16 protein-coding genes are annotated in these 17995 nt (G+C 65.5%); 5 read left to right on the top strand and 11 right to left on the bottom strand.

The genetic code is table 11. The annotated features are described in order from the left end of the window. Nucleotides 1–73 precede the first annotated feature (73 nt). Genes FZ046_RS14285 through FZ046_RS14275 form a run of 3 tightly spaced genes read right to left on the bottom strand, consistent with a single transcriptional unit; the run spans nt 74 to nt 2738 of the window. A complete protein-coding gene (locus tag FZ046_RS14285) occupies nt 74–877 on the bottom strand; it encodes a hydroxypyruvate isomerase family protein (RefSeq protein WP_070352239.1) in 804 nt (267 codons plus the stop codon). After that, nucleotides 870–1604 (bottom strand): SDR family oxidoreductase, encoded by a 735-nt coding sequence (locus tag FZ046_RS14280; protein ID WP_070352240.1) that lies wholly within the window; start codon nt 1602–1604, stop codon nt 870–872. The genes FZ046_RS14285 and FZ046_RS14280 overlap by 8 nt, the downstream gene beginning before the upstream one ends. A 3-nt stretch (nt 1605–1607) precedes the next feature. Beyond that, nucleotides 1608–2738, bottom strand: a complete 1131-nt coding sequence (locus FZ046_RS14275; protein ID WP_070352302.1) for a cellulase family glycosylhydrolase — start codon at nt 2736–2738, stop codon at nt 1608–1610. 88 nt (nt 2739–2826) lie between these two features. Between FZ046_RS14275 and FZ046_RS14270 the strand changes: the two genes are divergently transcribed. After that, the gene (locus FZ046_RS14270; RefSeq protein ID WP_211372241.1) at nt 2827–3306 is read left to right on the top strand and encodes a DinB family protein; all 480 of its coding nucleotides are present in this window, start codon (nt 2827–2829) and stop codon (nt 3304–3306) included. On the opposite strand, the gene FZ046_RS14265 is transcribed toward FZ046_RS14270, so the two are convergent. Both FZ046_RS14265 and FZ046_RS14260 read right to left on the bottom strand, forming a co-directional pair. Beyond that, entirely contained in the window at nt 3303–4193 is an 891-nt protein-coding gene (locus tag FZ046_RS14265; RefSeq protein ID WP_070352242.1) for a pyridoxal-phosphate dependent enzyme, read from the bottom strand. The genes FZ046_RS14270 and FZ046_RS14265 overlap by 4 nt on opposite strands. A 75-nt stretch (nt 4194–4268) precedes the next feature. Continuing rightward, the gene (locus FZ046_RS14260) at nt 4269–5816 is read right to left on the bottom strand and encodes a flagellar motor protein MotB (RefSeq protein ID WP_070352243.1); all 1548 of its coding nucleotides are present in this window, start codon (nt 5814–5816) and stop codon (nt 4269–4271) included. A 233-nt stretch (nt 5817–6049) separates the two neighbouring features. Here FZ046_RS14260 and FZ046_RS14255 point away from each other — a divergent pair, with 233 nt between their 5' ends. Further along, nucleotides 6050–6277 carry a hypothetical protein gene (locus FZ046_RS14255; protein WP_246182777.1) on the top strand — a complete coding sequence of 76 codons (228 nt, stop codon included), beginning with the start codon at nt 6050–6052 and terminating at the stop codon, nt 6275–6277. 181 nt (nt 6278–6458) lie between these two features. Here FZ046_RS14255 and FZ046_RS14250 read toward each other — a convergent pair whose 3' ends face one another. From FZ046_RS14250 to FZ046_RS14235, 4 genes are all read right to left on the bottom strand, one after another. After that, complete coding sequence (locus tag FZ046_RS14250; RefSeq protein ID WP_083298100.1) at nt 6459–7484, bottom strand: DUF429 domain-containing protein; 1026 nt, start codon at nt 7482–7484, stop codon at nt 6459–6461. 434 nt (nt 7485–7918) lie between these two features. Continuing rightward, on the bottom strand, nt 7919–9154 hold the full coding sequence (locus FZ046_RS14245; protein WP_070356446.1) for an IS256 family transposase: 1236 nt from the start codon (nt 9152–9154) through the stop codon (nt 7919–7921). Between the two features lie 96 nt (nt 9155–9250). After that, on the bottom strand, nt 9251–10579 hold the full coding sequence (locus tag FZ046_RS14240) for a fatty acid desaturase family protein (protein WP_149484262.1): 1329 nt from the start codon (nt 10577–10579) through the stop codon (nt 9251–9253). Nucleotides 10580–10595: 16 nt separating this feature from the next. Next, nucleotides 10596–11693: a ferredoxin reductase gene (locus FZ046_RS14235; protein ID WP_070352303.1), complete on the bottom strand. Its 1098-nt coding sequence runs from the start codon at nt 11691–11693 to the stop codon at nt 10596–10598. A gap of 168 nt (nt 11694–11861) precedes the next feature. On the opposite strand from FZ046_RS14235, the gene FZ046_RS14230 reads away from it, so the two are divergent. Next, nucleotides 11862–12644, top strand: a complete 783-nt coding sequence (locus tag FZ046_RS14230) for a TetR/AcrR family transcriptional regulator (RefSeq protein ID WP_170292507.1) — start codon at nt 11862–11864, stop codon at nt 12642–12644. A gap of 511 nt (nt 12645–13155) precedes the next feature. Here FZ046_RS14230 and FZ046_RS14225 read toward each other — a convergent pair. Beyond that, nucleotides 13156–13824: a hypothetical protein gene (locus FZ046_RS14225; RefSeq protein WP_125939681.1), complete on the bottom strand. Its 669-nt coding sequence runs from the start codon at nt 13822–13824 to the stop codon at nt 13156–13158. Further along, nucleotides 13821–15002, bottom strand: a complete 1182-nt coding sequence (locus FZ046_RS14220; protein ID WP_125939682.1) for a DUF262 domain-containing protein — start codon at nt 15000–15002, stop codon at nt 13821–13823. The genes FZ046_RS14225 and FZ046_RS14220 overlap by 4 nt, the downstream gene beginning before the upstream one ends. 363 nt (nt 15003–15365) lie before the next feature. On the opposite strand from FZ046_RS14220, the gene FZ046_RS14215 reads away from it, so the two are divergent. Continuing rightward, nucleotides 15366–16640, top strand: coding sequence for a phosphoribosyltransferase-like protein (locus FZ046_RS14215; RefSeq protein WP_125939683.1), 1275 nt, complete (start codon nt 15366–15368; stop codon nt 16638–16640). Between the two features lie 241 nt (nt 16641–16881). Next, nucleotides 16882–17949, top strand: coding sequence for a reverse transcriptase family protein (locus FZ046_RS14210; protein ID WP_170292437.1), 1068 nt, complete (start codon nt 16882–16884; stop codon nt 17947–17949). The last annotated feature ends 46 nt before the right edge of the window (nt 17950–17995 follow it).

Raw genomic sequence — 17995 nt, 5'->3', positions numbered from 1 at the left:
GCGATTCACGATGAGCAGGGTACCCAGGGTCCGCCCCAGCCAGCCATGACGTCGGCGTGACGTGTACCGCGCTTCACCGCCGCGGGATGCGCCCCAGCCAGTCGAACGGGTCCGTCGCGGCCTGGTACTCGAGGCCGACCAGGCCCCGGTAGCCGCGCTCGGCGAGGCGCGCGAGGTGGCCGACCAGGTCGACGGTGCCGGTGCCGGGCGCCCCGCGACCGGGGGCGTCGGCGATCTGCACGTGGGAGATGCGGGCCGTGTGCCGGTCGATCACCGCGGCGACGTCGTCGCCGTTGACGTGCAGGTGGTAGAGGTCGGCGAGCAGGCCGAGCGCCGGGGCACCGGTCTCGTCGCGCACCCGGTCGAGGACGGCGAGCGCGTCGGCCGCGGTGCGCAGCGGGTAGTCGGCGATGCCGCTGAGCGGTTCGAGTACCACCGTCGCCTCGATGCTCGCCGCCCGCGTCGCCGCGTAAGCAAGGTTGGCGACGGCCTCGTCGTCCTGCGCGCCCACGTCCAGCCCGGCGCGGCGGTTGCCGTACAGCGCGTTGAACACCTCGACGCCGAGACGCGCACCGATGCCCACGGCGACGTCGACGGCATCACGGAACTCGCTGCGACGCAAAGGGTCCGACAGGAGACCCCGCTGCCCGGCGGCCATGTCACCCGCGGCGAAGTTCAGCCCGCTCAGCCGAACACCGGCGTCGCCCACCGCGCGGGTGAAGGCGTCGACCTCGGCGTCACCGGGCACCGCGCGGTCGAACGGCCACCAGAACTCGACCGCGTCGAAGCCGGCCGCACGGGCTGCCGCCGGGCGCCGGCGCAGCGGCAGGTCCGTCAACAGGATCGAGCAGTTGACGGTGTAGCGCGCGTCAGCCACGGCCGTAGAAGGGCATGGCGCGGGCCATGATCGTCATCTCGGGGACCACGACGTCCAGCGGCAGGTCCACCAGGTGCGCGACGGCGCGGGCGACGTGCACGGCGTCGAACGTCGGTTCGGCAGCCAGGGTTCCGTTGGCCTGCAACGTCTCACTGAACCCAGACGTCATGGCGGTGGCAGCGTTGCCGATGTCGAGCTGCGTCACGCACACGTCGACCTCGCGCAGGTCGAGCAGCAGCGACGCGGTGAGGCCGCTGATCGCGTGCTTGGTGACGGTGTAGGCCAGGCTGTTGGGTCGTGGCCGGTGCGCCGACAGCGAGCCGTTGTTGATGATGCGGCCGCCGCGTGGCTGCTGGGCGAGCATGTGGCGGGCGGCTTCTCGCGCGCAGAACACCGAGCCGTCGACGTTGGTGCGCCACGTCTGCCGCCATCCGTCGTCGTCGAGGTCGACGACCGACGCCGACGGCCCGAAGGTCCCGGCGTTGTTGAACAGCACGTCGACCCGTCCGTGGGCGGCGACCGTCGCGGCGAACAGCGCCCGCACCGAGTCGGCGTCGGTGACGTCGGTGGGCACCGTCAGCGCCGCCGGGTGACCGTCGGCGGTCTCGGTCAGCGGCCGGGGGCGGCGCCCGGCGAGCACCACGCGGTGACCGGCGCCGAGCAGTTCGCGGGCGGTGGCGCGGCCCAGTCCGCTGCCCGCTCCGGTGATGACGACGACCTTGCCCACGGGTCAGGCCACGACGCCGGAAAGCTTCTGGATGGTCTGGATCTCGGCGTCGCGGAACGGGCGGCCGTCGGGCTGGAGCAGGTCGTGGAACCACACCTTGGGCGGCGCGCTGTAGGGCGTGTCCCAGGAATCCCATGGGAAGTAGGTCTGCGAGCGTCCGGCGATGAGTCCCCAGCTGTAGGCGCCGACGTTGTGCTTGCGGGCGATGGGCAGGATGCCGTCGACGGTGCTGCCCTCTTCGCGGGCGAGGTACTCAGTGCAGATGATCGGCCTGCCGAGCGGCGCGAGTTCTTCGATGCGCGACTCGAATTGGGCCGGCGTGGCGTAGCTGTGGAAGGTGATCACGTCGGAGTTGTCGAGCTGGATGCCGGCGATGTCGCTGCGCTGCCCCGCTCCCCAGGAGCCCTGCCAGACGCCGCTGGTCAGCGGCTGCGACGGCTGTGCCGAGCGGGCCCATTCGAAGACCTGCGGCAGCAGCTTGGCCACGACCTGCTGCTTGTCGCTGCGCTCGGTGCTGCGGTACTCCTTGGCGGGGTTGTCGGGCTCGTTCCACAGGTCCCAGCCGAGCACCCGGCTGTCGGTGCGGAACGCGCCGATCATGCCGGTGACGTAGTCGCGCAGCACCGCCTGGTAGGCGGGATCGTCGATGTGGTCGGCGCCGGGGCTCTGCACCCAGCGCGAGTTGTGCACGCCGGGTCGCGGGGCGCCCTGCGGCCCCAGATGCGGGTGCGGATCCCAGCAGGAGTCGAAGAACACGAACAGCGGCTTGATGCCGCGGTTGGCGGCGATGTTGACGAACTGTGCGACGCGCCGGACGTATCCGGCCGAATCCTGGGCCCACAGCTGGTCGTGCAGGAAGACCCGCACGGTGTTGAAGCCGATGCGGCGGGCCACCTGCAGTTCGCCGTCGATGCGGCGTGGGTCGTAGGTGCCGGGCTGAAACATCTCGATCTGGTTGACCGCGGTCACGGGCACGTAGTTCACGCCGACGAGCCAGCGTTGCGCGCGGTACCAGGCATTGGCCTGCTCGGCCGACCACCGCGCCGGGGCGGCCGCGGTGGCCGCGGGCACGCGCGTCAACGCGGCTCCCGCTGCCAGGAGAAGCGGTAGCTTGAGGGCGGTTCTGCGGTGCACCACAAGACACTAGGTTCGCGCCGGCAGGGGTTCCGGCCCGCCGAGCCGATCGCAATCAACGAGGTGCCGAATCGTTATGGAGGAACCCATGGCTCGCCGCGACACCCCGCCGCCCCGTGGCGGGGGTTCCGAGAAGGACGTGCTGGTCGGCTTCCTGGACTACCTGCGCACGAGCGTCGTGGGGAAAGTGGACGGCGTCGACGAACCGGCGGTGCGGACGCCGGGCGTGCCGTCCGGGACGAACCTGCTGGGGCTGGTGCGACACCTCGCCCACGTCGAACGGTGGCTGTTCCTCGGCGACGACGTGACCGACTGGCCCGCGACGTTCCGCGCTCCGGACGACGAGACCGTCGACCACGTGGTGGCGGCATACCGGGATGCCGTGGCCCGGGCCAATGCCGTCATCGCGGCGTGCGACGACCTCACCGCCGAGGCGCACCCACCCGTGCGGGGCAGGGCGGCACCGACGATGCGGTGGGCGCTGACGCACATGATCGAGGAGACCGCGCGCCACGCCGGCCACCTGGACATCCTGCGGGAACGGATCGACGGCGCGACGGGACGCTAGGACTCTTCGGTGAGGGGCGCGACGTCCGGGTGGCCGAAGAGGCCGGGCAGTCCGCCGCTGGCGAGGAAGACCGTCGGCTGCCCTGCTTCGATGCGTCCGTCGCGGACCTCGGCGTGCAGGCCGGCGAGCGCGCGGGCGGTGTACACCGGGTCCAGGACGAGACCCTCGGTGCGTGCGGCGGTTCGCAGCGCCGTCGCGGCGTCTGCGGTCAAGCTGCCGTAGCCGTCACCGACCTGGTCGCGCCGGATGCGCAGCGCCTCGGGTGGTGCGGTGACGCCCATGTCGCGCAGCAGGCCCGCGACCTGACCCACGGGGTCGTCGACGGCGCCGGTGTGCACGCCGAGCACCCGCTCGGGGCCCAGCCCGGCGACCAGTCCCGCCATCGTGCCGCCGGACCCGAGCGCGCAGACGACGTGCTCGACGTCGGGCCGTTGCTCGAGGATCTCCCCGGCGGCGATCCGGTAGCCATGTGCGCCAACGGCATTCGATCCGCCGAACGGGATCACCACGGGCCGGCGGCCGTCGGCGCGTAGCCGTTCGGCGATGGTCTCGGCGGCCTCGGCAGGCGGTTCGTCGCCGGTCCACGTGATCGTGGCGCCGAGCAGGTCGTCGAGGATCAGGTTGCCGGCGGGTGTGGCGGCCCGGCCGCCGAACACCAGGACGGCGTGCAGTCCCAGTCGGGCCGCGGCCGCCGCGGTGAGCCGGGCGTGGTTGGACTGCGGCGCGCCCGTGGTGATCAGCGTGTCGGCGCCGTCGGCGAGCGCCGCGCCGACCGTCCACTCCAACTTGCGAATCTTGTTGCCGCCGGCGGCGAGTCCGGTGAGGTCGTCGCGCTTGGCCCACAGGTCGCCGGCATGCAGACCGATCGCCTCCGCCAGCCGGGGCATCGGCTCGAGTGGCGTGGGCCAGGTGGCGAGCGCGACGCGGTCGGTAGGGCTGGCGCTGATCGGACCCTCCTGGCCTCAGTTCAATTTGAGGACCAGAGCATATCCGTCGTTGTCGCCGGTGGTGTAGGTCGCGGTGTCGTAGGCGTTGCTCAGCGGGACGGCCCCGACGAGCGTGGCACCGCTCTCGACGAGCCCCTGCGCCAGCTCGTTACGGGCCGCGTTGTAGGACATGTAGACGTGGGTCAGCAGCAGGCCGTTGAAGCCGAGTTGTTCACGGCTGACGGCGATGGTCCACACGTAACCGGCGGCGGTCTCGACCGGGTCGGGGCCGAATGCGCGGGCGTGGTCGTCGGGCAGCAGGAAGAAGTTGTTCGAGAACGCGTCGATGGTGCCGATCGGCTGCTGGCCGTAGGTGATGCCGTCGATGACGCCGCCGAAGCCGGCGGTGTGCACCGGCAGCGCCGGGAAGCCGGCGGCGGTCAGGGCGGCGTTGAGGCGTCGGGTGGCGTCGGCCGCGCTCGTCGCGTTCGGGTCGACGATCACGACGTTCACCGGTTCCAGCAGTGTCCTGCCGTCGAGGCGCTGGTTGCCGTAGGTGGCGATCTGCCCGTTGGGCTGCAGCAGCCACTTGCCGATGTCGCCGTACGGGGTGGTGACGGTGTCCGTCGGCGACGGGATGCCGGTGCCGGACGACACCGGCAGCGTGCCGGTGATCGGGTCCGGCGTCGGGATGAGGACGGTGCCGATGACGGGCAGGCCGAGCGTCGTCTCGACGCGGCGGACCACCTCGATCGCCAGCAGGTGCAGCGGATTGTTCGGCAGCGCCTGCGGATTCGGCAGGAGCAGCGTGTTGACGATCGAGGCCGCCTGGGCGACGAAGTCGCGGATCGCGTTGCCCGGGAACGGTGGCAGGTCCGGGAACACCGCCGGCGGCGGGCTGACGACGACCGCGGTGGTCGCCGCAGCGGGGAGCTGGACGTCGGCCGTCGTGCTGGGTGCGGCGGCCGCGTTCGGTGCCGTGGTGGTCGGTGCTATTGCGTTTGGGGCCGTGGCCGCCCGCGCCGCGGTGGCGGGCGTCGGCTCCCGGTCCACGACCACGGCGGCGGTCTTGACGGTGGCCGTAGGCGTCGTGCCCGCGGGGCCACCGGTCGTGACGCCGGCGGGCTCGGGCGTGCTCGACGAATGGCCGCGAACCGTCCGGACCTCGACCTTCATGTCGGTGGTCGCTGCGCCCTTCGGAGCCTCGGCGTCCTTCGGGTCCTCGGCGTCCTTCGGGTCCGTGGCGATGTCGTCAGCCTTGGTGTCGGGTGTCTTGGCGTCGGGCGTCTTCGCGTCGGGGGTCTTGGTGTCGGGCGTCTTCGCGTCGGGGGTCTTGGCGTCGGGGGCCTTCGTGTCTGTGGTCTTGGTGTCGTTGCTCGGCCCGCTGGACGCCGACGATGCCTTGCTGTCGGGACCCGCGTCCTCGGCGTGCGCGACCCCGGCGCCGCCGACGAGCGCCGCGCCGACACCCAGCGTCACAGCGCCCGCACCCAGCCAGCCGTAGGCGACGCGCGGTTCACGTGCGGCGCGGTGCCGACCCTTGCCCTTGCTTCGCCGGCCAGCCGTCGCGTGTACACCCGCCATGAATCCGCCCCTCGCGCTCGATGCCCCGCGGTAGTCATACCACGTCGCGGCGCACGCTGACCCATCCGATCACCCGTTTGCTGACCCCGCTGCGGCACCCAACGAGAGCGTCACGTCGTCAGCGCGAGCGCTGCACGACGTGACGATCTCGTTCGGCGGAAACGGGGACGGCCAAGCGTTTGCGGCGCACAGAGCGAAGGGTCGGGTGGGGACGACGCGATGAGGGGGACGACGTGCGACATCTCGTAGTGGCGGCTGGCGTCGCGGCACTGGCCGTGGCGTTCGCTGCGCCGGCGGCGGCTGATCCCGATCCACACATGCCGGACATGCAGTCGGGTTACTGCCCCGGCGGCGGCATGGGCTCGCAGATCTCGCTGGCGTATTGCGACGGCGTGCCGTACCCGGACGGGACGTTCTGGCACGCCATTCAGTACGGCGCACCGATGATCGGTCGGCCTTAAGGCTTCCTGTCGCCGGGCCTGCAATGCGTCATCGGAGGCGGGCCCATCCCGGCGCCCGCGCCACCCGGCGGTTGCGGCGGCGCCGTCCCCCCGCCTTAGGCGTCACCCAGTCGAATGCTTAAGGTGAGGCGTTGATCCCTCCTCCTTTAGGTGCGAGCGCGTTGCCTTTTACGGACTGCGGTCAACTTCTGTACGTCTCGTCGAACCACCTGACGAAAGCTAACGTCGATCCCCATTGTTTCTTTATCCGAGCATGCAACGCCTTCGAATCATGGCCTGGCACGAACCGATCCGGATGAGGGACGGCTGAACCGCAGCCGCAGGGACAAGCATTCCGTCGCTCCGACGTCGATTCGCCAGGACGATCGAACTCGGGCTGCATGCCGCTCTCAAGCTGTTGCGACGAATCAGTGCGACCATTGACCGGTGCTTTAGGCCGACTGAAGTCCCCACGCGCAGTCGGCGGCAAAGAAGGCGTAGCTATATAGCCGTTCAGCGGATAGTCGCCATAGATGGTGAAGCTCCCGCGATCATGCGCGAAGAGCAGCGCGAGATAGGCACATAAAACTGCGTCCACCTGATCCTCGACGAGGTCCAAGACCGTCGGCCCGCACGCCGGTTGCAAATCTCGCCGTAGCGCCGCCCATTCCATGGACGCCTCAAGAATCAGGCGCGGTGCGGCGTCTTGTAGTCCTTCAAGAAGTCCGATCAACTCCTGCATCTCTCGTCTGCGGGCATCAAGCCGTTCAGCCTGCGTGTCGCCGAAACCGCGCTTGTATTTCAGAGTGCAACTTAATTCGAACAGCACGACGGTCGCAGGATGCGGATATACCTCGATCGCCCGACGCGGCGCGTCAGCATCGGGATCTAGCTCTAGAGAAAGTCGTTCGACCAGGACCGCTCCACGCGGCGGAGCGAAGTGTCCGGACGCATGTTGTCGGTAAGTCGGCCGAGCGCCAGCCTGAAATGTGGCGAAGTCCCGATTTAAAGCGACTTCCGCTGGCCGGGCGCGCGAATCATTCGTTACTAGGAGTGGTGCGTCGATGGCCACAACACAGTCGCCTGCGACGAACGGACCGATGGAGGCTTCGATCTCATCATCGCTAGTGACGCTGTCCAAGGCCACCAGACGTCCGGCTTCGTCAAGGACCGCTACACCGGTCCGGTTCGCCGTTCCCCAAGCGAGGTCGAGACCGATGAAGTGCACGTCAACAGCATGCCGGAATAGACGCGCAAGCAGAAGCGAAGTCGCGGCTTGCAACTAGGGTTGCGCCACTCTGAGCGGCTGGGCCGAGAGCAGCACCAGGCTAGCTTGATCCGGATTGTGTGAGCGCTGCTCAAATCGGCGTCGATGCCAATGGTCCTGGCAGACTCGCGGGCCAAAACAAGGCGCCCAACCAGAACGTCACGTCGTCAGCGCGAGCGCTGAACGACGTGGCGATCTCGTTCGGCGGATGTGGGGACCCGGGCGTCAGTCCTTGCCGCGGGGCGGCGGGGCGACGGCGACGCCGCCGGAGTCGTGCTCCGGGCCGGCGGCGGGATGCTCGGCGGGAACGCGGTCGCGGAACCGCTGCGCCTCGCTGGGTCAAGTCCAGGGACGTGGTGTACGACGTCGTCGTGTGATTCTTCGAGGTAGTTGGGTCAGGCGGTCAGTGCCGCTGGGGTGGCCTCCTGTTCTGTCGGTGTGTCGTTGACGGTGCGTGATTTGCTGAGGACGTCGAGGCCGAGGTAGCGCCGCGATTCTGCCCATTCGTCGTGTTGTTCGGCCAGGACGGCGCCGACGAGGCGGATCAGAGCGTTTCGGTCGGGGAAGATGCCGACGACGTCGGTGCGTCGGCGGATCTCCTTGTTGAGGCGTTCCTGGGGGTTGTTGCTCCAGATCTGGCGCCAGATCTGCTTGGGAAACGCAGTGAACGCCAGCAGGTCCGCCCGGGCTTCTTCCAGGTGGTCGGCGACCTTGGGGAGCTTGTCCGCGAGGGCCTCGATGATCCGATCATATTGCGCAGCAACCGATTCAGCGTCTGGTTGATCGAACACCGAATGCAACAATGTCCGGACCCACGGCCACGACGACTTGGGAGTGACGGCCATCAGGTTGGTCGTGTAATGCGTTCTGCACCGCTGCCAGGCCGCCCCGGGCAGCGTCGCCCCAATGGCCGCTACCAGCCCGGCATGGGCGTCGCTGGTGACCAATTTGACCCCGGACAGGCCGCGGGCGGTCAGCGACCGCCAGAACGTCAACCAGCCCGCTCCGTCCTCGGCGGTACTGACGTCAATACCCAGGATTTCGCGATGGCCCTCGGCGTTGACCCCGACCGCGATCAGGGCGTGCACGTTGACCACCCGCCCGCCCTCGCGGACCTTGAGCACCAGGGCGTCGGCGGCCACGAACGTGTACGGGCCGGCGTCCAAGGGCCGGGTGCGGAAGGCTTCGACGGCGGCGTCGAGTTCCTTAGCCATCACGCTGACCTGGGACTTCGACAGCGACGTGATCCCCAGGGTCTCCACCAGCTTGTCCATCCGCCGCGTCGAGACCCCCAGCAGGTAGCAGGTCGCGACTACCGTGGTCAGAGCCCGTTCGGCGCGTTTGCGGCGTTCCAGCAGCCAGTCCGGGAAGTAGGAGCCGTGGCGCAGCTTCGGGATCGCGAGATCCAATGAGCCTGCGCGGGTGTCGAATTGGCGGTGCCGGTAGCCGTTGCGGGAGTTGGTGCGCTCGGTGCTGCGTTCGCCGTATCCGGCGCCGCACAGGGCGTCGGCCTCAGCGCCCATCAGGGTGTGGATGAATGTGGCGAGCAGCTCGCGCAGCACGTCGGGATGGGCGGTGGTGAGTCGTTCGGCCAGCACGGTGGGCAGGTCGATATTGTGGGCAGTGGTCATCGCGTCGGTTCCTTTGCTCGAGAAACTTTGGTCGGTCTCTCGAAGAATCACGCGATGACCTTCAATCATTCGGCTACGACACGCCGGTACCGCTGATCAGGTCCGACTCGTACACCACCTTGGTGGACGCAACCCCTCGCTGGTGCCGTTCGGCGAACCGCCGCTGCGGTCCGGGCTGCGGTACGGCCCGGGCTTCGGCCGCGGGGTGCCGCCCGGGAAGGCCAGCCGGAAGATCGTGCGGTGCACGGTGAACCACTGCTTGCCGAACGGTCCGGTGTTGTACGGCAATTCGTAGCGCTCGCAGATGTCCTTGATCTTTGGGGCGATCTCGGCGTACCGGCTGCTCGGCATGTCGGGGTACAGGTGGTGCTCCACCTGGTAGCCGAGGTTGCCGCTCACGACGTGGAACAGCGGGCTGCCTTCGATGTTCGCCGCGCCGAGCAGTTGGCGGACGTACCAGCCGCCGCGGGTCTCGTTCTCCACCTCCTCCTCGGTGAAGGTGTAGGTCTGGTCCGGGAAGTGGCCGCAGAAGATGATGGCGTGCGCCCACACGTTGCGGACGAGGTTGGCCACCGCGTCGGCGGCGAGGGTCCGCAGGTAGGTGCTCTCGACGCCGGAGAACCGGTCCAGCGTGCTCGCCACGGTGCCCACGCGGCGGTTGCCGGTGATGCGGCGCAGCCGGTTGCCGAGGCGTGAGTGCCTTGGCTGCTCGACGCGGCTGCCGAGGGCCAGCTTCACCAGGGCGAACGCCCCCGCGCTGACCAGCGGCCAGCCGAGGTAGTCCTTGACGATCTGCTGGCGGGCCTTGCCGCCGATCTCCTTGAAGTCGTCCTTCAGGTCGGCGAAGGACTTCTGCCCGCGGAACAACGCCTCGACGTCGGTGTCGTGCACGGCGACACCCCACTCGAACAGGACTGTCAGCAGGAAGTTGTAGAACGGCTGCCCCAGGTTGCCCGGCCGCCACTTCTGGTTGGGGTCGATGCGCATGATCTCGTAGCCGAGATCCTTGTCCTTACCGAGGATGTTCGTATACGTGTGGTGGATGTAGTTGTGCGAGTGCTTCCACGCCTTGGCGCTCGAGGCGGTGTCCCAGTCCCACACCGACGAGTGCACGTCGGGGTCGTTCATCCAATCCCACTGGCCGTGCAGGATGTTGTGGCCGAGTTCCATGTTCTCGAGGATCTTGGCCATGCTGAGGCAGGCGGTGCCGAGCACCAGCGCGGTGCGTGACCGCGACGCGAGCAGCAGCACGCGTCCGGCCACCACGATCTGGCGCTGCGCCGAGATCACCGCCTTGATGTAGTGCCGGTCGCGGTCCCCGAGTTCGGCGAACACCTCGTCGTGGATGGCGTCGAATTCCTTGGCGAGCTTCTCCAGCTCCTGTTCGGTCAGGCGGGCGAGCGGGCTCTCGATGGCAGTGGTCATGACGTCCCTTCGGTTCTCAGAGTTCGATCTCGACGTCGCCCTCGGCGGCGTGAATGCAGATGCGGACGTCGCCGCCCGTGGGTTCGGACACCTCGCCGGAGCGCAGGTCGCGGACCTTTCCGGATTTCACCGTCCCGGTGCAGGTGTGGCAGATGCCGATGCGGCAGCCGAAGGCCAGCTCGAGCCCGGCCTGCTCGCCGGCCTCGAGAATGGGTGTGCCGCCGTCGCATTCGGCGGTGGCGTCGCTGTCGAGGAACGTGACGGTGCCGCCCTCCCCCGCCTCGGCGTTGCCGCCGATCTTCGGCTGGAACCGTTCGTAGTGCAGCCGGTCCGGGTCGCCGTCACGGTCCCAGTGCTCGATGAGGTCGTCGAGCAGTTCCCCCGGGCCCGAGCAGAACGCCTCCCGCTCGCGCCAGTCCGGGCACAGGTCGTCGAGTTCCTTCGCCGCGAACCGTCCACGTTCGGAGGTCAGCCGGATGTCGAGCCGGACCCCGTCGTGGCGCTGCGCCATGTCCTCGAGGTCGTCGAGGAACATCACGTGGTCCCGTACGCGATCGGAGTGAAAGACCACCACGTCGCCGAGCTGGTCGTGGTGGTCCAGGCTGCGCAGCATGCTGATGATCGGCGTGATGCCGCTGCCGGCGCTGATGAACAGCAGCTTGGCGGGCAGCGGCTCCGGGAGGACGAACTGCCCTTCGATCTCGCCCAGCCGCACCAGCTCGCCGGGCTGGATCTTCTCGACCAGGTAGGGCGACACGACGCCGGTGTCGACCTTCTTCGGCGTGACGCTGATGAGGCCGTCCTCGGGCCGTGGGTCGGACGTGAGCGAGTAGGCGCGCCAGTGATAGCGACCGTCGATCACCAGCCCCAGCCGGACGTATTGCCCTGGCTGGTGTCCGGGCCACTCGTAGCTCGGCCGGATCAGCACGCTCGCGGCCTCCGAGCCGCGCGCTTCGACGCGTTCGACCTGGCCGCGGAGTTCCTTCGTCGTCCACAGCGGGTTGATCATCTCGAGGTAGTCGTCGGGTTTGAGCGGCTTGAAGAGGTGCCGGACCGCCCGCAACAGCATGCGACGTCCCCGGGGCACGGGCGGTGTGGCGCCTCGTTCGGCCATGTTGCGCACGCCTCCTCACACGCGGCGATGTGAGCCGCGCCACTCGTGGTCGAGGGACGGTATTACCAGCCGGTAACCGGATGAAACTCGATTAGGGAATCCTTCTAGCTGAGTTTCACCTGAGAGACTGCACCCATGGCAAGGCGCAGGAGCCGTCGCGTGGACGCGGTGCCGTCCGACGTCGTCCAGGCGGCGCTGCGATCGGCGGAACGGCTCGGCCGCGACGTCGCCGACGTGCCCATCGTGGTGATCGCCCACGCGCTCGGCGTCTCACGCAGCACCTTGCTGCGGCAGCTCGGCGGATCGCGGCGGACGCTGGACGAGGCCGTCCGCGACGTCGGCGTCGACCCCGGCGGACGACCGCCCGTCCGGTTGCGGGCCGTCGAGGCGGCCGGCGCGTTGATCGGCACCGGCGGCGTGGCCGCGGCAACGCTTGAAGCCGTTGCCGCAGCGGCTGATTGCTCGCTGCCCAGCCTGTACGCGACGTTCGGTGGGCGGGATGAACTCCTACGCGCCGTGTACGACCGCTACATGCCGATCCTCGATGTCACCGACCTGGTCGGCGCGTCGCGCGGCGGCGACCTCACCGAGACGGTCACCAACGTCTACCGCGGCCTCGCCGAGCTGTCCTTCCAGGAGCCCCGGGTGCTGCCGGCAGTGCTGACCGAGGCGCTGGCACGGCCGGCGGGCCCCGGCGCGGGCATCCTCATCGAGCACGGTGCGCTGCGCATGCTCGACGTGATCGGGCGGTGGCTCGACGACGAGGTCGCCGCCGGACGCGTCCGCCCGCTGCCGCGTCCGGTGCTCATCCAGCAGTTCATCAGCCCCGTGCTGGTGCACGCCGTCATGCGGCCCGGGCTGAGCAACTTCCCCCACGTGACGCTGCCCGACCTGCAGGAGAGCTGCGGGCTGTTCGCGCGGGCGTTCGTCGCGGGGGTGGCGACGGACTGAGCCCGATGGCATTGCGGCGGAATGAGAAACGGCCCCCGGAGAGATCTCCGGGGGCCGTTCTACCTAGTAGCGAGACAGAATCGAACCTGCGACCTCTGGATCATGAGCCGGCCGGCCGAGGTTCTCAGTTCCTGCCTACGCCGCTACCGCGCAGATCGGCTGCCACTTCGTATCTTGGATGTAATACTGTGTCGAAGCAGTCGACACCATTCAGGGTTTAGTTCGCGAACCGTTCATTTTAGTCCACACGGCCAGTCCGGCCACGCTGACAGGCTCAGAGAGCCGAAGTGGCGGCACGGAGGGGGCCATGCATTTTATTCGTTGCCCTGGGTCGGTGTCATCGACCTTTATCGGGATGCGCTTGCTTTGGACGGAAATCGGCACTCTTGGCGACCCACGTCGAAATGCTATTTAGCAAAAACCCACATGGCGCGTCACCCGGCCTCGGCTTCTGGGCTCCTTGTACTCCAAAATCGGAAGAAATGCCAACAGCTGATTACCTGTTCTGATTTCATCGAGGTTTGCGAAAGAAGTCCCGCGAACTAGCTAATTGACCAACGTGGTCGAGGAACATATTCCAGTCGTCGAGCCAATCATCCACCAGCTGACGAATCTCACTTTCGGTATAGTTCCGTCCCACCTCCTGAGGCGTTAGCCGACCATGCGCTATCCCGTTTCTTTGGGCCACAATACCGTCGATATTGTTCCAAGTTCGTGACAGAAGCGCCCCGGGATGGCCTACATCAAAGAGTTCACACCAGACGACTATTTGACTGCGTTTCATGAAAGACCCATCATCCGGAAACACGTTTGGATCGATAGAGGTTGACCTGCCACCGCGATCGACAATTGCGACGATATCCGGCAGCGTCTTAGTGAATAGCTTGCGCCCCGACGAATCTCGCAGCGATACTGCTGCGGAATGAACGGCGAAGGTTCGAAACCCGGGTCGCAGTCGACGATTGCTTACCCTCATCCGAATAACACACTCAAGTAATGTGCGATTCAGCGTGGTTAACAAGTTCTCGTAAGCAGCGAAAAGAAGCACAATCGCGAGGCCGCGAGCCTCACGCGAAATTGCGCCAACGTTCGGTGGTTCGGGATGGGTCTCGTCGATCAAACTCCGAACTATTGTGATTCGTTCCGCTAAGGTATCCCGCAAAGGATCGATGTCGATCACTTGCCCGCAATGAAGTAGTCACGTGCGGTTTCAATCCGGCCGAATACTTTAGATCTTGAATTCGTTGCGCCGGTAGTCACCGCCTTCATGTTATCACCAAGAACCCATTTAAGACTTGAAGGCGATGCAAGATTGGGGTTCTCCATAAGCGCGAGATGGGCGCCGACCGATATTCCCTCGTACAGATTTACGGGCGTTGTACCTTTGCGAGACCTTAGCCCATTGGGAAAGCACTCAGCTAGATAGCGGAAAGCGCGGTCAAAGTAATCTGTTCGCAAACTAATCTGGGGGTCCTTGGTAGCGTCAGCGCAGAAGTCGTTGAGAAAATCACGCACTGAATGCTCGAAGGATTGATACTTTTCCGCGAACGCAAAAAATCGGAGTACATATTCTTGTGCGGTTCCATCTGACTGCTGAGCCCTCGGCAGCGTCACCACTTTCTGAAAGTTTGGGCTCTCCGCGAGCATATCAAGAAGATCGACAAATTCTCCCACGAAGACGCTGCTTCGCACTTCTTGGTCCGTGAGCCGGATCCCCCCTGTGTTTAATCGCTCGAATAAATCGAAGCGTACTCGAAGGTCACTCTTGTCGTTCAGAACAATGACTTTGATTGGGCGGTCGAGTAGACTCGTGATGATGTCGGCTGGCAGTTGAGAAGCTCTGCATCCTTCAAAAGTAGTAAGCTTTTCAAGACCGGTCAGCGGTATCGGATCACCCTTAAGACGTGCAGTTTCACGCGTCTCTACATCAGCGAGGAAATTGACCAATGAGAGCAGGCGTTGGAGTCCATCGACGACCTCCCATGTCGTTCCCGCATCGGGTTGTATGTTCGTCGCCATAAATAAGGAAGGGACGGGAATGCCGAGGAGAAGTGACTCCAAAAGGCGCGATTGACGGTGACCGTCCCACCTGAACTGGCGCTGGTAGGCTGGCGCGATTTCTATTCGGCCCTGACCTACCCTCCGGACGAGTTCATCAACAGTAACGTCATAGGTGTCGAAATCGACTTTTAACCGTTGCTCACGGAGCTGCGATCGCTGTTCTGAGGGATCGCTAGTCGTCGCGGCCATCTGGCGACAATAGCTGCTGACACTTTGGCAGCGCGCGGTCAACGCCATCCGAGCCGGCGGCTGCGCGTTATCGCGCGGGACTTCGGTGGCTGCTTGTGCTGCAAACACCGGGCATAAGGTAGCCCGCTCCAACCCGTCCTGCTCCGGTCACCAGGTACCGTTGGCGCTGCTCTCGATGCTCCATCTCCTCGTCGAGACAGTGGTCCCGGCGCATGGTGTTGTCCGGATCGCCCAGCAGCCAAAGAGGCAGGTTGTCTAGTTTGGCACACCTGGCGGCTCGACGGCTCGCCACTTCGTTCGCATACGGGGTACTGGCCCCCTGCCATCAGCCGCAGGTTGGCGGCTGCAAGTGCACATGCCACTTATGCTCTTTGAGCGTTATGACATCGCCCGACCGCTTCTCGAATCGTCGCGGCCAGCCGGGATCAACATCGCCGAGTTGTTGTGCTGTACGTCGGCGACGGTTGGGGCATGATTGATGTTGTGTCGTCGGAGCGCCTCAGCGAAACACGGCGAGGCCGCGCGTGGTTGACGAATTTCGCAGAACGCGACCGCTCGGCGGCCGAGCTGCTGCTCGATAGCCTGCAAGTTGCAAGCCCCGCAAGCATTCATCACGGCCTTAAGTCTCTCATTGACACAGTCACTCCACTCCTACAAGACAGCGTTGGCGTGCTTATCCCCGTTTTATCGACCGAAGACATCCGCATGACTGGTGACACGGAAGGCAATACGCAACCGGCGAATGGAATGAAAGTGGCTCGACTCGTAGCGTACGACTCGTTTGACCCGGGTGCCCCCATCGCCGCAACACCGGGGAGCGAAGCGTGGGTTGGAAATTTGATTCGCGATCTGACTGGCAGCCGTCCTGGCGACGAACCTGGTCAGTGGTTGCACCCCGCCACGAATATAGACACGCTGCACGCACGGCGGTGTCGATCTATTGTGCTGATCACCGATTACACCGCTTCCGGCGAGCAAGTCAAGAAATTCGCCGCCACATTTCCACGCAACGCGCGCCTCCGCAGCTGGCGTTCCTTCGGCTGGCTCCGAATCGTTGTAGCCGCCTATTCGGCCTCCGCGACCGCTCGATCCGCCATTGACGCCGACTCGAACATTGACAAAATGGTCGTACACTCACCCGCAGCCTCATTCGCGGACGCGAAGTGGACGGTTGAGAAACGTGACCAAGTCGTGGCCCTGTGCTTGAAGTATACGCCCAACAGGCGGCGCTCTCAGGCGCTAGGCTACGGCGCCAGCGGGGGCCTGTTTTTCACGCACACCACCGTGCCGAATAATCTCCCGTACATTTTGAGACGTACGGGCTCTGGCTGGAGTCCTTTCTTCGAGGGCCGCACTGTGCCTCCAGATCTTAACGAGGAACTGGGTCACTATCAGGCACCCGACAGGGGCATGGCTAACATCGCTCGGGCAGCAAACCAGAAGCGGATTGCAGGCGCGATCGATTCAGGTCGGCTCCGCGCGCCGGCCGACAAGCTTGTTGCGGCATTGGCCCTGATGTGGAACTCTCCACAAACTCCCGAAACTCTCGCGCACCGTCTAGCAGTGCCGGATGGAAAGATCGCCGAGATCCTGGCCTTTCTAACGGGCGCCGGCTTCATCACCGCAGAACTGACAGTCACCGATCGCGGATACTCAGAGTTGAGACACGCTCGCCGGCTGGACCGAATAACGACCGCGCGCCTTTCGGGAAACCCCGCGCCCTACTATCCTCGAGCGCTGAGGTGAGGAGTCGGGTGGCGAACCTAGCGGAGTCGGTGCATCGCACCGACGGATCGAGCCAATTGGCTCGAAGGTCGCGGCTGACCGTGACCGTCGGACAAGCTCCCGCTACGCATGGTCAGGCGAACCTCGCCTGCCGACGGAGACTGGGGCGACGTCCGCCTACCCTTCCGGGATTACACCAAAGTATAAGTAGATGAACCATCCGGCTCCTCACCGCTACTTCAGACTGGGTCAAGAATCGGGAGTGCCCGAGCAGGTTCTACAGGCAAGTGCGGCGCGCAACGCGATTACCCAGGCACACGGCGCCGAACCAATATTAAGCTTGGGTCATTTGGCTCATTTAAGTGGCGCACCTTATCTGTACCTGCGGCAAATCGTGCAGCGAACACGGGACCCTTACGGCGACATCTCTCGGCAGAAGAAAACCGGGGGCATCCGGTTGATATCCGCTCCCGAACCAGTGTTGATGGATGTGCAACGCCTCATACTCCGCCGTGCGCTGCGTAATCTTCCGCTCCACCCTTTTTGCTACGCATACCGGGAAGGGCGTACGATTCAAGCCTGCGCGCAGCAACACCTTGGCGCTAAGTGGATGATCAAGTTCGACCTTCATAATTTTTTTGGGCAGATCGAAGAACGCGACGTGTACCGCGTTTTCGACAGCTGTGGATATTCCGCTCTTGTGTCCTTCGAACTTGCCCGCATCTGCACCCGTTCCCGCGTAGCAGATTTCCATTCGCGCAGCGGAAGATACAGCGCCATCACGACGTACGATGTCGACGTGACCGGACGCCTGCCCCAAGGCGCACCCACCAGTGGGGCCTTATCGAATGCGGTTGCGACACCCCTTGACTACACCTTGCATGAGTTTGCCACTGGTGCAGGGTTCGTGTACACGCGTTACTCGGATGACATGGTGCTCTCGACATGCCAGGACTTCAATCGTGCGCAAGCGGTGACGATTATTCGAGAGGTCAGTCACCTTGTCGCGACTCATCGATTTCGGCTCCACCGGAAGAAAACCCGGGTGATCCCGCCGGGTGCAAGGCATGTTGTCCTCGGGCTACTTGTGGACGGCGGCGAGGTGCGGCTAACCCCGGAGTTCCGTAGGCGCGTGGAGGTACACATTCGCGGGGTCCGGGAATTCGGACTGTCAGAGCACTCCGATCACCGGAAGTTCCGATCTCTATTGTCGTTCATCAATCATGTCGAAGGATCCCTGGCGTTCGCAAGATCAATCCAACCTGCGTGGGCAGACGAAAAAAGAGCTGAGTGGCGATCGATTCTCGGATCACTGGGTCTCACTTTGTAGCGCTTTACCGACGTCGCGACTGATGCCGCCGAGATCGAGCGCCCAA

The organism is Mycolicibacterium grossiae, from assembly GCF_008329645.1.
In the GTDB taxonomy this organism is placed as follows: Bacteria; Actinomycetota; Actinomycetes; order Mycobacteriales; family Mycobacteriaceae; genus Mycobacterium; species Mycobacterium grossiae.
The sequence above is the reverse complement of the archived record's forward strand: the minus strand, read 5'-3'. Positions and strand labels throughout refer to the sequence as shown.